14 protein-coding genes, 1 tRNA gene, 1 other RNA gene and 1 other annotated feature are annotated in these 15,573 nt (G+C 35.4%); of the genes, 3 read left to right on the forward strand and 13 right to left on the reverse strand.

The annotated features are described in order from the left end of the window. Positions 1–279: 279 nt before the first annotated feature. The 7 genes from SLH48_RS21575 to tadA all read right to left on the reverse strand — a co-directional run bounded on the left by SLH48_RS21575 (position 280) and on the right by tadA (position 4,955). A complete protein-coding gene (locus SLH48_RS21575; RefSeq protein WP_214484747.1) occupies positions 280–552 on the reverse strand; it encodes a pro-sigmaK processing inhibitor BofA family protein in 273 nt (90 codons plus the stop codon). Positions 553–825: 273 nt separating this feature from the next. Continuing rightward, the gene (locus SLH48_RS21580; RefSeq protein ID WP_214484748.1) at positions 826–1,050 is read right to left on the reverse strand and encodes a YaaL family protein; all 225 of its coding nucleotides are present in this window, start codon (positions 1,048–1,050) and stop codon (positions 826–828) included. Between the two features lie 48 nt (positions 1,051–1,098). Further along, entirely contained in the window at positions 1,099–1,695 is a 597-nt protein-coding gene (recR, locus tag SLH48_RS21585; protein ID WP_214484749.1) for a recombination mediator RecR, read from the reverse strand. Positions 1,696–1,910: 215 nt separating this feature from the next. Then, the gene (locus SLH48_RS21590; protein WP_320259806.1) at positions 1,911–2,234 is read right to left on the reverse strand and encodes a YbaB/EbfC family nucleoid-associated protein; all 324 of its coding nucleotides are present in this window, start codon (positions 2,232–2,234) and stop codon (positions 1,911–1,913) included. 28 nt (positions 2,235–2,262) lie between these two features. Then, entirely contained in the window at positions 2,263–3,954 is a 1,692-nt protein-coding gene (gene dnaX / locus SLH48_RS21595; protein ID WP_320259807.1) for a DNA polymerase III subunit gamma/tau, read from the reverse strand. Positions 3,955–4,093: 139 nt separating this feature from the next. Further along, an RNA gene (gene ffs, locus SLH48_RS21600) (signal recognition particle sRNA large type) lies at positions 4,094–4,358 on the reverse strand. A gap of 126 nt (positions 4,359–4,484) precedes the next feature. Further along, positions 4,485–4,955: a tRNA adenosine(34) deaminase TadA gene (gene tadA, locus SLH48_RS21605; protein WP_320259808.1), complete on the reverse strand. Its 471-nt coding sequence runs from the start codon at positions 4,953–4,955 to the stop codon at positions 4,485–4,487. A 741-nt stretch (positions 4,956–5,696) separates the two neighbouring features. Between tadA and SLH48_RS21610 the strand changes: the two genes are divergently transcribed. Continuing rightward, positions 5,697–6,356, forward strand: a complete 660-nt coding sequence (locus SLH48_RS21610) for a deoxynucleoside kinase (protein ID WP_214484753.1) — start codon at positions 5,697–5,699, stop codon at positions 6,354–6,356. Next, complete coding sequence (locus SLH48_RS21615) at positions 6,334–7,002, forward strand: deoxynucleoside kinase (RefSeq protein WP_214484754.1); 669 nt, start codon at positions 6,334–6,336, stop codon at positions 7,000–7,002. The genes SLH48_RS21610 and SLH48_RS21615 overlap by 23 nt, the downstream gene beginning before the upstream one ends. A gap of 191 nt (positions 7,003–7,193) precedes the next feature. On the opposite strand, the gene SLH48_RS21620 is transcribed toward SLH48_RS21615, so the two are convergent. The 6 genes from SLH48_RS21620 to guaB all read right to left on the reverse strand — a co-directional run bounded on the left by SLH48_RS21620 (position 7,194) and on the right by guaB (position 14,315). Further along, a tRNA-Ser gene (locus tag SLH48_RS21620) sits at positions 7,194–7,286 on the reverse strand. A gap of 190 nt (positions 7,287–7,476) precedes the next feature. Continuing rightward, the gene (serS, locus tag SLH48_RS21625) at positions 7,477–8,751 is read right to left on the reverse strand and encodes a serine--tRNA ligase (protein ID WP_320259809.1); all 1,275 of its coding nucleotides are present in this window, start codon (positions 8,749–8,751) and stop codon (positions 7,477–7,479) included. Between the two features lie 216 nt (positions 8,752–8,967). Further along, positions 8,968–9,199 (reverse strand) — a binding site (T-box leader). A gap of 54 nt (positions 9,200–9,253) precedes the next feature. Then, positions 9,254–9,844, reverse strand: coding sequence for a pyridoxal 5'-phosphate synthase glutaminase subunit PdxT (pdxT, locus tag SLH48_RS21630; RefSeq protein WP_320259810.1), 591 nt, complete (start codon positions 9,842–9,844; stop codon positions 9,254–9,256). 16 nt (positions 9,845–9,860) lie between these two features. Beyond that, a complete protein-coding gene (gene pdxS, locus SLH48_RS21635; protein WP_214484757.1) occupies positions 9,861–10,745 on the reverse strand; it encodes a pyridoxal 5'-phosphate synthase lyase subunit PdxS in 885 nt (294 codons plus the stop codon). 284 nt (positions 10,746–11,029) lie between these two features. Further along, the gene (locus tag SLH48_RS21640) at positions 11,030–12,403 is read right to left on the reverse strand and encodes a serine hydrolase (RefSeq protein ID WP_413785454.1); all 1,374 of its coding nucleotides are present in this window, start codon (positions 12,401–12,403) and stop codon (positions 11,030–11,032) included. A gap of 445 nt (positions 12,404–12,848) precedes the next feature. Further along, a complete protein-coding gene (guaB, locus tag SLH48_RS21645) occupies positions 12,849–14,315 on the reverse strand; it encodes an IMP dehydrogenase (RefSeq protein WP_214484760.1) in 1,467 nt (488 codons plus the stop codon). Between the two features lie 125 nt (positions 14,316–14,440). Between guaB and SLH48_RS21650 the strand changes: the two genes are divergently transcribed. After that, positions 14,441–15,421: a YaaC family protein gene (locus tag SLH48_RS21650; protein ID WP_214484759.1), complete on the forward strand. Its 981-nt coding sequence runs from the start codon at positions 14,441–14,443 to the stop codon at positions 15,419–15,421. Positions 15,422–15,573: the final 152 nt, after the last annotated feature.

The raw sequence follows: 15,573 nt of genomic DNA on the forward strand, positions 1-15,573 counted from the left end.
GCACGCCGCCAGCGTTCGTCCTGAGCCAGGATCAAACTCTCCAATAAAGTTTGATTGCTCATTTGTTCAAAAAATTAACGTTGACGCTTTTGTTTTGTTTAGTTTTCAAAGAACTTTATTAAAACGACTTAATTATCATATCACTTCAGTCAGTTTGTGTCAACACTTTTTTTAATTCAATGTGTTGTCTGAAGCAGCGACAAGCAATAATATATCATGTATTAAATAATAGTGTCAATTGATTTTTACAAAAAAAATAAAATAAACAACCATCTATTGTTATACACTCGGTAATACAAATAGCTGGATAATAATTAGAGCTGTTAATCCTGGAATACCTAAAAAGCCCGATATAGCCGATGTAATAAAGTTTATCGGTATATGTAATCCTAAACTAGCCCCAAAAGCATTTAAGAAAAATAAAAACAAAGCACCAATTAATAGTTTAATAAACCCTTGCCCAATCATACGTAACGGTTTTATCGGAGCACCTACTAATAATAATAGCACGATAATAAATATAAAAATTGATATTACAAGAATTGGTTCCATTCCTATACCTCTCCCTACTGTTTTTACTACAATATATTGAACAAGCATAGGAAAAAGAACTTTAAAATTATCTATATGATAGAAAAAAACACTTAACTTGTAATGTATATTTGGTTTAATTTGTTTTTGGACATAGATCAAATACATAAAAAACAAGAGTACGTTGCACCTATCGCCTTTCAAAAACGTGTTAAAAACGTAACGCTACGTCATATGTTCTTAAATAGTAAAAACAGCATCTAATTTTACTATATGAGCGTTACAACAAAACACTTATGTGAATTTAGCCATTGATACTTGTCGATTTTTCGCTTCTCTTAGAAGGAAAAAATAGGTAGACTCTATAATCTTTAGATCATTAAGAAGCTCTCTTGATGGCTCAACACTTCTTTCAACAATCTGCTTATGATGTTCCCAATCTTCTTTCACTTCTTCAATTGTCTTAATAAGGGATTTATCGTATTGCTTACGTAACTTACCTTTTCTTAGAAAAAACATACTTAAACACCTCATCAAGTAGTCTTCACTTAGCTTGGACTATAATAGTTAGAGCTCTCTTCTACCCTCTAATGCTTTAGAAAGGGTTACTTCATCCGCATACTCTAAATCTCCACCAACAGGGAGACCGTGGGCAATTCTAGTCATTTTTATATTGGCTGGCTTTAGCAACCTAGATATATACATGGCGGTAGCTTCACCTTCTATATTAGGATTAGTTGCCAATATTATTTCTTGTATCTCATCATCTTGTAGTCTCTTTAACAGCTCAGGAATCTTTATATCTTCCGGTCCAATACCGTCCATCGGCGATATAGCACCATGTAAAACATGATACAATCCATTGTATTCTTTCATTTTTTCCATTGCAATTACATCTTTTGGGTCCTGAAGTACACAAATAACACTCCGATCGCGGCGCTCATCTTCACATATATAACATGGATCTTGGTCAGTAATATGGCCACATTTAGAGCAATACGTTAAATTTCTTTTGGCGTTGACTAAAGCTTTAGCAAAGTCAAGCACAACATCTTCTTTCATATTTAACACAAAAAAAGCCAGACGAACGGCCGTTTTTGGACCTATCCCTGGCAGCTTCATAAAACTATCGATTAGTTTTGATATTGGTTCAGGATAATGCATAGGATAACCTCCCAGATAAGAAAAAGCGCAATGCGCCTGTTTATATACAATAACCATATGACGAGCTGTCAAGAAGGTGTGGTTCTGTTAATTTGTTAACGGGATTGTAGCTAGACAATTTCGATCAATGTTAGCGTCCTATTTATCCCAACAAGCAGTAAATCCGATTATTAAAAGGTAATTTTCACCGTTTAATAATCGGAAAATTATTCTCTCTAGAACATTCCACCTGGTAAGTTCAATCCCTTAGTGAATTGTCCCATCGTATCATTAGTCATCTCTTCTACTTTTTTCAACGCTTCATTTGTAGCAGCAAGTACAAGATCTTGAAGCATATCAATGTCTTCAGGGTCTACAACCTCTTCTTTAATTACAACATCGATGACTTCTTTGTGGCCATTGACAGTAACTGTTACCATCCCTCCACCAGCTGTTCCTTCAATCGACTTTTCACCTAGTTCTTCTTGAGCTTTTTGCATATCCTTTTGCATTTTTTGCATTTGTTTCATCATTTTTTGCATATTTCCCATTCCACGCATTATTGTATTCCTCCTTATATAATTCTATCTATTCTTTCATCTCAATGAGATGATCACCAACTAGTTTTTTAGCCTCTGTAACAAGTAAGTCCTCTTCATTTTCATTATCTTCTTCATCTCTTTGACCACGAATATACTCTTCTCTGATTTCTGACCATTTTTCTTCTGGAACACCGACCAATTCAAAACGCTTCCCGACCATCTCAATTAATATACCATCAACATTATCACGAATATTATTATTATTTTCCGCGACCATTTTACAATGTATCTCGTATTTGAATTTTAACACAAAGGCATCATTTGAGGCAGCGACAGGTTCACTATCATTTAATAGAGCTGCATGAGAAACTTTGTTTTGTTTTCTTAACAAGTCTAACATATCGCCCCAACGACTTTTAATTAGTTGGAGGTCTTGTTTAGTAGCATTATTCAAAATTTCCTGAATGCGACCAGTCGGTGTTTTGTAGCCACTTTTTCTTGTTCCTTTTTGCGATCGCTTTTCTTGTGATGAATCTGTTTGTTGTGCTTGATTATGTTGAGAACTAACTTTTAGTTGATTTAGCTCTGATTCTAGCTGTTCTATTTTTGACATTAATGAATCAATTTCCGGCAATTGCTTTATCGTCTCTGGCTCTTCAAGTTGGCAGAGCTTTACAATCGTTACCTCTAAAAATATCCGAGGGTGATTTGTCCATTTCATGTCTTGTTGGCTTTTATTCAATCGATCAATCATCGTGTAAATTTCAGAAGATCTAAAATCGTCAGCCAGTTGCTTAAATTTCTCATCAATTGTTAGTCGTTCAAGAACATTTTCTAGGTTAGGGGCTGTTTTATATAGTAGCATATCACGAAAGTACATGATTACATCTTCAACAAACCTCATTGGATCTTTACCTTGATTCATTAACGAATCTAGCGATTTAAGCCCTTTAGAAACATCTCTATCTTTTAAGGCAGCAACGATATCCGCAATAAAAGACTGTGAAACAGCTCCTGTAACTGTTAGCACATCATTCAGTTGAACTTCTTCCCCGCTAAAAGATAATGCTTGATCTAACAAACTTAATGCATCCCGCATTCCACCTTCAGCTACTCTTGCTATTGCGTGTAACGCATCATCTTTCACAATCACCTGCTGATGTTGAAGAATAGTTTTCAACCTTAAGGTAATTGATTGTGGTGATATTCTTTTTAAATCAAACCTTTGACACCTCGAAATAATAGTTAAAGGTATTTTGTGAGGTTCTGTTGTAGCTAAAATAAAAATAACGTGCTCTGGCGGTTCTTCCAAAGTTTTCAATAATGCATTGAATGCACCTATAGATAACATATGCACTTCATCAATAATGTACACTTTGTATCTAACTGCACTAGGTACATACTTCACCTTATCTCTTATATCTCTAATTTCATCTACTCCGTTATTAGATGCAGCATCAATTTCAATAACATCAGAAATTGATCCATCTGATATGCCGCGACAACTACTACATTCATTACATGGATCTGCAATAGGTGCTTTTTGACAATTTACTGCTTTAGCTATAATTTTTGCAATAGTTGTTTTCCCGGTACCTCGAGGGCCAGAAAAAAGATATGCATGTGAAAACTTTTGCTGGAGCAGTGCATTTTGAAGTGTTTTCGTAACGTGGTCCTGACCAACTACATCATGAAATTGTTGTGGTCTCCAAACACGATATAAAGCTTGGTAACTCAAAAACACGCCCCCTTCACATTTTTATCTTATTCATTATACCTTACTTAATTAATCATTTTCAAAGTGAAAGATAAATCTTTTTATTCAATTATACAAAAAACTCACTCTTAAAGAGTGAGTTTTATTTGTATAATAACTGCCGTGCACCTTCCGTTGATTAGTCATCCTAGGCGTTACTTAAGCAGTTAGCTCGGTCTAGGCAACCCCACGGCACATGAGAGCTTCCGCTTACTGCTGCTTCCTTCCGGACCTGACAGGGTTCACGGATTCCCATTGCGTGGGACCCAGACGTCAACACCACTTACTTAAGTCAGACCCTAAAATGGACTAACCGCAAGAAGGGATTCGGCCTCGCTAGAGCGGATTGCGAGTATAGGGCACCGCTACCTCCCCGCTTAGCACGGCAAAATTGAAACCAAATATTATATGCATTGTTACCAACGCAATTAATAGTATAAAGCCTTTAGCGAAAAATTGCAATGAAATACAAACTGTAAATTATATGAAAATTATTTTTTTGTTAACTTTTTTCATTTTTTCTCTTTATTCCTTTTCCGTATATTATTAAAAAAAGTTGTTAAGATAGAACCACACTCTTTCTCCAAGATTCCACTTTCTACTTCTACTTGATGATTGAACCTTTTCTCGTCTAAAAGATTCATAATTGTTCCAGCACAACCTCCCTTAGGATCTTTGGCACCGTAAACAACCCTCTGAATTCTTGACAATACAATGGCTCCAGCACACATCGGACATGGTTCTAGCGTAACATATAACGTCGTATTTTCTAATCTCCAAGATCCTATACTTTTACATGCTTCATCAATTGCAAGTAATTCAGCATGGGCTAACGATCTTTGTTCTCTTTCACGTAAATTAAATGCGGAAGCAATAACTTCATTATCTTTTACAATTACAGCACCAATAGGAACCTCATTTATTTGTTCAGCTTTCTTTGCTTCATTAAGAGCAAGGCGCATGTAATATTCGTCTGTATTCATTTTTTATCTCCTTGTTATATAGTGGGCAAAGGCTACGGACCTTCCTGAAAAGTGGTACATTTATTCACTCGAATGCACCTTTTGCCTTTGAGCGTTATCTATGAAACGAATTGAATTGAGAGGATTGGCGCTGTACTTAATTTCTAGGGACTGACTCATAGAAAAAAATCCAAATAACTAACACAAATCATTTTACAAGTGATGTAGATTAGTCATCTTACAATTAGTACTTTAAGAGAACTCCCGCTATAATTAGGGCTTTTTTCGCATTAATTGTTGCTTTTCGCTCTAAGATATAATCACGTATACATTTAGCGTTCGTAGCCTCTTTTCTACTTATACATTTATTGAGCTCCTTTAAAACACTTCTTACTGTCCATTTTAGTAAAAAAACATAGTTTACGAAAAGAGCCTTAATTAACTATTATTAATATATGTTACATTATACAGTAGTCTCTTTCGTTCCTTTCATATATAATTTACCAATGATAATATCCAAAAGCTAATGTATTAATTTTTATTTCCCAACAATTTCTTTCAGATTGTCACACCGTGAAATGATTCACTGTGATAAAATACAATTTGTCAGTTTTTTTGATCGTACGTTTGGTTGTTATTCAAAATGCATATGCATTTATTCTTCTCCCTATAGATAGAAGCTTAATATTTCAAACCTCGTACATGAATATAACTCGAATTCAAAGCAGGATTTTCTTTACCTTTTAAGAGGGGGACAACATAATGAAACAAACACCTTTTATAACAGTAGAGGGCCCAATCGGTGTCGGAAAAACTTCACTCGCAAAAGCAATTGAAAATCATTTTAATATCCATTTATTAAAAGAAATCGTTGATGAGAATCCTTTTTTAGGAAAATTTTATGAAGATATTGACGAGTGGAGTTTTCAGTTGGAAATGTTCTTTCTTTGTAATCGGTACAAACAACTCGAAGACATTGAACAAAAATATATAAGACAAAATAAAGCAGTAGTATCTGATTATCATATTTTTAAGAACTTAATCTTTGCTGAACGCACGCTAAAAGATCACCAACTTACTAAATATATACAAGTATACAATATCTTAACTGCGGATTTACCTACTCCAAATGTAGTTATTTACCTACATGCAAGTTTAGATACATTACTTAATAGAATTAACATGCGTGGTAGAGACATTGAAAAAAATATTGAGCCTAGCTATTTAGAACAATTATGTAGTGATTACGAACAAGCTATGGAACAATTTGAACGTGAGAATCCTACAATCCCAGTTCTCCGCTTTAATGGTGATCAACTCGACTTTGTCCAAAATCAAAATGATTTAGAAATGATTCTAAACATACTACAACAGACTTTACTAAAAGGAGCAGAATTCAATGAATTTGCGAGAAAAATATGAAATACCAAATGATGCTGTTATTACAATAGCTGGTACAGTGGGTGTAGGTAAATCAACGATGACAAATTCGTTAGCTAATGCTTTACAATTCCGTACATCCTTTGAAAAGGTGGATTCAAACCCTTATTTAGATAAATTTTATAGTGATTTTAATAAGTGGAGCTTTCACTTGCAGATCTATTTTTTAGCAGAACGTTTTAAAGAACAGAAGAAAATATTTGAATACGGTGGAGGATTTATACAAGACCGTTCTATTTATGAAGATACAGGTATTTTTGCAAATATGCATTACGAAAAAGGAACAATGTCTGCTGTAGACTACGAAACATATACAAACCTTTTTGAAGCAATGGTGATGACACCTTATTTCCCGCATCCTGACTTGTTAATCTACCTTGAAGGAAGCTTAGATGATATTATTTCTCGGATACAAGAGCGTGGTCGACCAATGGAACAACAAACGCCTATTGAGTATTGGAAAGAAATGCACGAACGATATGAAAACTGGATAAACAATTTTAATGCGTGTCCAGTTTTACGCATTAACATCAATGATTATGATATCATTTCAAACAAGCAGTCAATTGAGCCTGTTATTGAACGAATATCAACGTTTATAAAACATTCAAGAGTGTTAACTAAATAGCAACAAAAAAACGAGCAATAAAACCATTGCTCGTTTTTTATATGCTATATGCAATTATCGTATGAATTATGTGGGGCGTAACCGTAATGACGATCACAATTCAAAAATTATACTAAAAAATTCGTTACGCGTGTAACGAATTCAACAGATCTCCAATTATATTATGCGCTTGATAATTGTAATCAAAATTATGGCGGAGGAAGAGGGATTCGAACCCCCGCGGGCTTTGACACCCCTGTCGGTTTTCAAGACCGATCCCTTCAGCCGGACTTGGGTATTCCTCCGTATCGACAAGAATTAATATACCATATGGTAGACTAGCCTGTCAACATAAATTAACAACTTTTTTGAGGAGAGTTTTCACTCCCCTCCATTTATTCTACTTACCATAGTTTTAGTAATAAACAATTTGCTACCTTATAATAAATGTAGCGTTTCTTCTCTACAATAAAATTACTTTTCCCATTGTTATTACTAGCCAATTACATCTTTATTTCTCATATATGGACGTAATACCTCTGGGATAATGACTGTTCCATCTTGTTGTTGATAATTCTCTAGTATCGCAGAAACTGTACGTCCAATTGCTAATCCAGACCCATTTAACGTATGAACATGCTCTGGTTTTCCTTTTTTATCACGACGGAATCTAATGTTTGCACGACGTGCTTGAAATGCCTCGAAATTACTACAAGATGAAATTTCACGGAACGTTCCATAGCTCGGCAACCATACTTCAATATCATACTTTTTCGCAGCTGTAAAGCCAAGGTCTGCTGTACACATACTCATCACACGGTATGGTAATCCAAGTAATTGTAGCACTTTTTCAGCATGACTAGTTATTTTTTCTAATTCCTCATATGAATGCTCTGGTTTAACAAATTTCACAAGCTCTACCTTGTTGAATTGATGCTGTCGAATAAGTCCTCTTGTATCTCTACCAGCTGAGCCAGCCTCAGAACGGAAGCATGAACTATACGCTGCATAATTAATAGGGAGTTGTTCACCAGACAATATTTCATCTCTATATAAATTAGTAACGGGTACTTCCGCAGTAGGAATTAAGAAATAGTCTTCACTATCAATTAAAAAAGCATCCTCTTCAAATTTAGGAAGCTGACCTGTTCCTGTCATACTAGCGCGATTCACTAAATATGGCGTCAATAACTCCTCATATCCATGCTCTTCAACATGTAGGTCTAACATAAAATTCATTAAAGCTCTCTCTAGCCTTGCCCCTAAACCTTTATAAAATACAAACCGGCTACCAGTTACTTTACTAGCACGTTCAAAGTCTAAAATATTTAGATCGTCAGCTATCTCCCAATGGGGTTTTGGCTCATAAGTAAATTGAGGAACTTGCCCCCATTGACGTACCTCTACATTATCATCCTCAGTTTCACCAACAGGGACACTCTCATGTGGTATATTGGGGATTGATAATAATAATTGTTGTAAAGTCTCCTCAACCTTACGGAGATCAACATCAAGCTCTTTTATATGCTCTCCGACTTGTCTCATTTCAGTTATTAGATGATCTGCATCTTTTTTCTCACGCTTAAGCATTGCGACTTGTTGAGAAGCTTCATTTCTTTTACTTTTTAATTCCTCAGTTTTTACGATTAATTCACGACGCTTTTGATCAAGCTCCTCAAAACGTCCTAAATCGGTTAAATCTTCTCCTCGAAATGTTAGTTTTTCTTTAACTTCTTCAAAATTACCTCTTAATACTTTTAAATCTAACATTGTTACCCCTCCTTTAAAGTAAAAGCTGTTTTCGTATCAAGATCCCTTGTTTTTTACTTACTAAAAATAAATTCAACAGGCAACTAGTGTTGGTAGTATCTGTTTTTCTTTAAAGCAATGATAATTGTCAAAGAGAAACTAGCTGTTTCATTCAGTAACAATAGCGACAAAGCTTACAAAAAGGGCCTAAACAAACAAAAAACTCCCATCCCTATAAGAAGGGACGAGAGTTAACCCGCGTTGCCACCCTAGTTAAAGACAATGACAACATTATCTTTCACTTCAAATAAATAACGGTACTTTACCGAAAATACTTACTACCCTTAATAGGTTTGTTCAGTATTTTTGCTCGAGGATGGATTCACAAGTCTTCCACATCGGTTCACACCAACCACCGACTCTCTTTCAGAAAAAGATTCTTGTTACTATTTCCTGTCGTTGCTTCTTCATTTTTAGATTGGTATACATAATTTACTATAAGTATTTTGAACTTGCAACTGTTTTATACATAATTTTTTTCTTTCGCTTCTTCAACCATACTAACAAAATAACTCATTAACCGATAATCCTCTGTTAATTCAGGGTGAAAGGAACATCCTAGAAACTGGTCCTGCCTAGCTGCTACAATTCTGTTATTATGCTTTGCTAATACCTCAACATCCTCTCCTACTGAGACGATATGAGGAGCGCGGATAAATACAGCAATAAAATCATCCGCTACGTGAGATATTGAAAGCTTTGCTTCAAAGCTTTCTCTTTGGCGACCAAACGAGTTTCTTTCTACAGTTATATCCATAACCCCAACGTGTGCTTCCTTGTAGCCAACAATATCATTAGCTAGCAAAATTAAACCGGCACATGTCCCAAACATAGGTTTACCTGCCGAAGCGAATTCTCTTAGTGGTTCCATAAAACTATATTTATCAATTAAACGACGCATCGTTGTACTCTCGCCCCCAGGCAAAACTAACCCCTCAACTTCATTTAATTGCTCAACCCTTTTTATCACAACGGCTTCTGCACCTGCAGCTTCTATAGCCCAAACATGCTCACGCACTGCTCCTTGAAGGCCTAAAACACCTATTTTCACCATATCTACTACTCCTTAATTACCATCCACGTTCTTGCATACGATGCTCTGGTAAGATTGATGAAATTTCAATACCTTTCATCGCTGTACCTAAACCTTTAGAAAGACTAGCAATTAACTCATAGTCTTGGAAATGTGTTGTTGCTTCTACAATTGCACGTGCAAACTTAGCGGGATTTTCTGATTTAAATATACCCGAACCAACAAATACTCCATCAGAACCTAATTGCATCATTAACGCTGCATCCGCAGGTGTTGCAATTCCACCAGCAGCAAAATTAACGACCGGTAATCTACCTTCATTTTTTATTTGTAAAAGAAGCTCAAAAGGGGCTCCTAAATTTTTTGCTTCTGTCATTAATTCATCTTCACTCATACTAGAAACTTTTCTAATTTGAGCATTTACTTTACGCATATGACGTACAGCTTCAACGATGTTCCCTGTACCAGGTTCTCCTTTTGTACGAAGCATTGATGCACCTTCGGCAATACGTCGAGTCGCTTCTCCTAAATCACGACATCCACATACAAAAGGCACAGTATATTCTCTTTTATTTAAATGATACTCTTCGTCTGCAGGTGTAAGAACTTCACTTTCATCAATATAGTCTACACCTAAAGATTCAAGTACACGTGCTTCAACAATATGGCCGATACGCGCCTTCGCCATAACTGGAATCGAAACAGCATTCATTACCTCTTCTACAATTGTTGGGTCTGCCATTCTTGCAACTCCACCAGCAGCTCTTATATCAGCAGGAACTCTCTCCAAAGCCATAACTGCCACAGCTCCAGCTTCTTCAGCTATCTTCGCTTGTTCAGCGTTTACCACGTCCATGATAACGCCACCTTTTTGCATCTCTGCCATACCACGTTTTACGCGATCAGTACCTGTATTAACCATTAATGTTGTCCTCCTTGAACCATTATTAATCCATTGTGTATTATTTTACATTAAAAAACTAGAAAATCCTAATAGTAAATTTTCATTTTTATCAAGAAAAGCGTAAATACCTTATTCATCCACAGCGTGCATTGGAATGATTTCATTTGAATGTGCTTTTAACTTCGGTCGTTAGCTGACGTTCAAAAGCTATTTTCAAATTCAATATACTACACCCTTCATCCTTTTAAAGAAGGCTCCCATCAAGGGAGCCAATCATCTTTTTATACAAGTTATGAATGTGGTTAAAACCAACCTTTTACTGTTTCAGATACACTTGTCCATACATCTGAGAAAAATCCACCAATTCCTCTAGTCATTAAAACAAACCAGTTTGCTTTTTCTACAGCTGTTTTCGTGATGATATCTGTTTGCATCGTTTTTTCACCTTCTGAGGTTAAAAAACCATAACCATTGTCACCTTCGTATGAAACGGTCATCGTCCCTACTACATCATCTTTTTTAATAGGAGCAGTTAACGCACCGTCTTCTGTTAATACTTCTTCACTAATATTAAATACAGGCTCGAATTGTTCAGCTTCGCCATTTTTAATTACTGTCTTGATTGGATTTGCTGTATATACTTCAATCTCTTTTTCTTTACCTTTCACAACAGGAACAGTAGATTCTTTTTTAATTTGATAACCTTCAGGGTAAAGTTCTTGTATTTTAAAATTAGCAAACGCATAATCTAACAGCTTTTCTGTTTCAATAAATCGAGCTTCTGGAATAGATTTCCCGTTCGATTTTGCGTTCATTACAACGGTAATATAACGCATGCCATCTCTTTCTGCAGTACTTGTGAAACAATAGCCGGCTAAATCAGTAAATCCTGTTTTTATTCCGTCTACTCCTTCGTATTCATAGAGTAATCCTGGAAGCATCCAATTCCAGTTAGCCATCTGAATAGGATAATCGCCTTCTTCTCTAAACACTTTTTTAGAAATACTTGCAGTATTAATAATCTCCGGGAAATCATTAAATAACTTGTAAGCTAGTGTAGCTGTTGTTCTAGCAGACATTAAATTTTCGTCGCTTTTACTTGTACCTTCAGGGTGCATATCATAAAGACTATTGTTATTAAGTCCCGTAGAATTTACAAACTTGTAATCCTTCAAGCCAAGCTCTTTCGCCTTAGCATTCATCATCTTGACAAATTCTGTTTCTGAACCTGCAATCACTTCAGCTAAAGCAATGGTTGCGCCATTAGCAGAATAAATGGCCATCGCTTCGTAAAGTTCTTTTACTGTATATTTTCCATCTTGTACGAGAGGAACATTCGACAAACCTGTATCTTGTGATATTTTATAGACATAATCTGATACGGGATATTCTTGATCCCATGTCACCTTTTTTTGATCAATAGCTTCTAGTAGCAAGTATTCAGTCATCATTTTAGTCATACTTGCAATACCTAATATTGTATCAATATTTTTTTGATATAAAATCTTACCTGTTGACGCTTCTACAACTATCGCTGCATCAGCTTCGATATTTAGTGGATCTTCTTGAGCATACGCACGGTGAGATGTATTCGTAAAAGTCATTAATATTATCATTGATAAAAGACTTATAATTAAGCCTTTTTGATATCTGTTTTTCACTAAAAAACCCTCCATCATTAACATTACATAGACGTTATTGTATCATATTCTACTAAAAAAAAATAGATAGTGTTATACACACTATCTCCTGACAATCTTAAAACATAATTATTAAAAGCCTGATTCACTTCTCATCGCATCAATTTTTATTTTTTATGCTAAATCGGTCAGCAAATGAACATGCTTATAACCGATTCTATCGTCAATTCCTTATGTCTTAGAATGTCGTGCAAGCGCCGTTTTATATAGTTTTTTTGTCCTTGGTTGACGATCAATTATCACTTATTTAGGCTCTTTTCGTAAACTTTGTTGCTATTGTTAGCCAATTAGAACCAATAAGGTGGTTTAACATGATTAGTCGTTGTTGTACAGAAGAAAAGATGCCACGAATTCTAGTTGTGTAGTGTTTCGTTTTTAGTACGAAAAGTAACAAGCCTTTATTTATCAACTGCTAACCTTGTTAACTCGTTGAATAGTTAGGGGACTCTTTTGTAATTTGTACATCATGCGGATGGCTTTCTCTTAAACCTGCTCCAGTCATCCGAATAAATTGAGATTTTTCTCGAAGTGCTTTTAAATTTTGTGCACCACAATACCCCATACCTGATCGTATACCACCGATAAGCTGATATACTGTATCTGCTAAAGGACCTTTGTATGGTAAACGACCTTCTATACCCTCGGGAACAAACTTCTTATTATCTTCTTGGAAATAACGATCTTTACTACCTTTTTCCATCGCTCCAACAGACCCCATACCACGATAAACTTTAAATCGACGGCCTTGGAATATCTCTGTCTCCCCTGGACTTTCAGTTACACCTGCAAGTAGACTACCTAACATAACCACATGTCCACCAGAAGCCAAAGCTTTAACAATATCTCCTGAATATTTTATTCCACCATCTGCAATAATCGCAACATCGTGTTTTCTAGCTTCAGTGGCACAATCATAAATTGCAGTAATTTGTGGTACACCAACTCCAGCTACTACACGAGTTGTACAAATAGAACCTGGTCCTATTCCTACTTTAACTACATTTGCACCTGCTTCAATTAGGTCCTTTGTCGCTTCAGCTGTGGCAACATTTCCAGCAATGATATCTAATTCTGGATAAGTTTGACGAATCTTCTTAACTGTATCTAACACCCCGATTGAATGACCGTGAGCAGTATCAACAACAATGACATCAACACTTGCCTTCACTAATGCTTCCACACGAAGCATTGTATCAGCTGTAACCCCGACAGCAGCCCCTACCAATAAACGCCCTTGTTTATCTTTTGCTGAATTAGGAAACTCAATGACCTTTTCAATATCTTTTATCGTAATTAAACCTTTTAGTACTCCTTGATTATCTACAAGAGGTAATTTCTCAATTTTGTGATGCTGTAGTATATTCTCAGCTTCTTCTAATGTCGTCCCAACTGGAGCAGTTACCAGTTCTTCCTTTGTCATAACATCAGAAATTAACATAGAATAGTCTTGGATAAAACGTAAATCACGGTTTGTAATTATACCTACAAGTTTTTGCTCCTCGTTATTATTAACGATCGGAACACCTGAAATACGGTATTTCCCCATTAAATGTTCTGCATCATACACTTGATGTTCAGGAGTTAAAAAAAACGGGTCTGAAATGACACCACTTTCAGATCGTTTTACCTTATCAACTTGCTCAGCTTGTTGTTCAATTGACATATTCTTATGAATAATACCCATTCCACCTTGGCGCGCCATAGCAATTGCCATTTCGGCTTCTGTAACTGTATCCATTCCAGCACTAATCACTGGCACGTTCAACGTTATTTTTTTTGTAAGCTGAACTTGTAAGTTTACTTCTCTAGGTAACACTTCTGATCTAGCTGGAACTAATAATACATCATCAAACGTTAAACCTTCTTTAACAAATTTTGATTCCCACAACATCAAGTCCCCCTTTTAATAGAAAAAAATATTATTAGTAGAGTATCAACTGGATAAACTACTGTCAAGGAAGTAAAAATAAGTTAGAATTTTCAAATATATATTTATGTAATGGAGGAAGTAATTTGATAAGTAGTAAAAGCATATGGCAATCATTCTCTTCATTTTTTTCTGCAGTAACAGTCAGAGACTTTTTAAATCAAAGTTATACAAAATTAGAGGTAATTGAACATGAAAAAAAGAGCTACGAGAATTGTTACCCATTCATCTACTATATAGAACATGGAAAAAACTATTACCAACTTGCTTCTCAAGCACCCTTGTCAATACAACCGGTATTATTATTTTACGGAATGGTACAGTTACTCAAAGCATGTTTATTAACAGTTGACCCACAATACCCTGAAACCACCTCAGTATTAGCTCATGGTGTATCAACACGAAAAAGAAAAAAACAAAGCTATGAGTTTCTATTTGATGAAGTAAAAGTACAAAAAAATGGATTATTTACTTGTTTTTCCGACAAAATGTTTCACATGAAACATCTTGAGGGAGAGAAGTTTTCGATGATTTCATTATTAAAAGAAGTACCTGAGTTATATGATCTTTTTGAAATGACCAACAACAAACTGAATAGCTGTACAGTTGCTCACAAATCAGACCAGCACTTAACATTCCCAAACGACATTTTAGACGTGTTGCATATGACTTATAACCGCTTTACAGAACATATTAATCATACTATCCCATATAAACTACATATTGATAAACAATTTCAAAATCAAGACACTATTACCTTTACAATGGACGATAGCGAAGCATTACACCCTTTAACTTGTATGCCATTGAAATATCATATGACAAATGAAACTTATTATTTTTTAATTAATCGAGAACAACCTAATAACATATCTGAAATTATGGTCCATTATTTACTACTATACAATTTAAGCATGATTTGTCGATACGAGACAGAATGGTGGAATGAATTATTGCATTCATACGCAAGTAACGATTTCCCATTTATCCAAAGATTTTTGAGCATTACAACTACTAAAGTACCCTTTCTACTTTTACAATTCTTATTAAAAAATACATATAAATAGGAATCTCCATCAACTTGTTCGTTATCTAAGAAGTCAATGAAAAATGAAGACAGCAAAAAACACAGAGAAGCTCTCTGTGTTTTTTAATTGCCTGGCAACGTCCTACTCTCACAGGGGGAAACCCCCAACTACCATCGGCGCTGAAGAGCTTA

Origin of the sequence: Cytobacillus sp. IB215316, from assembly GCF_033963865.1 — a bacterium.
GTDB lineage: Bacteria > Bacillota > Bacilli > Bacillales > SM2101 > Nanhaiella > Nanhaiella sioensis.

What these genes read in the sequence shown, in the direction of transcription:
- SLH48_RS21640 (WP_413785454.1), bottom strand. Translation starts at nt 12,403, where the DNA reads ATGGAGGGTTTTTTAGTGAAAAACAGATATCAAAAAGGCTTAATTATA.
- pdxT (WP_320259810.1), bottom strand. Translation starts at nt 9,844, where the DNA reads ATGGTGAAAATAGGTGTTTTAGGCCTTCAAGGAGCAGTGCGTGAGCAT.
- tadA (WP_320259808.1), bottom strand. Translation starts at nt 4,955, where the DNA reads ATGAATACAGACGAATATTACATGCGCCTTGCTCTTAATGAAGCAAAG.
- SLH48_RS21610 (WP_214484753.1), top strand. Translation starts at nt 5,697, where the DNA reads ATGAAACAAACACCTTTTATAACAGTAGAGGGCCCAATCGGTGTCGGA.
- serS (WP_320259809.1), bottom strand. Translation starts at nt 8,751, where the DNA reads ATGTTAGATTTAAAAGTATTAAGAGGTAATTTTGAAGAAGTTAAAGAA.
- SLH48_RS21580 (WP_214484748.1), bottom strand. Translation starts at nt 1,050, where the DNA reads ATGTTTTTTCTAAGAAAAGGTAAGTTACGTAAGCAATACGATAAATCC.
- recR (WP_214484749.1), bottom strand. Translation starts at nt 1,695, where the DNA reads ATGCATTATCCTGAACCAATATCAAAACTAATCGATAGTTTTATGAAG.
- SLH48_RS21575 (WP_214484747.1), bottom strand. Translation starts at nt 552, where the DNA reads ATGGAACCAATTCTTGTAATATCAATTTTTATATTTATTATCGTGCTA.
- SLH48_RS21590 (WP_320259806.1), bottom strand. Translation starts at nt 2,234, where the DNA reads ATGCGTGGAATGGGAAATATGCAAAAAATGATGAAACAAATGCAAAAA.
- pdxS (WP_214484757.1), bottom strand. Translation starts at nt 10,745, where the DNA reads ATGGTTAATACAGGTACTGATCGCGTAAAACGTGGTATGGCAGAGATG.
- SLH48_RS21615 (WP_214484754.1), top strand. Translation starts at nt 6,334, where the DNA reads ATGAATTTGCGAGAAAAATATGAAATACCAAATGATGCTGTTATTACA.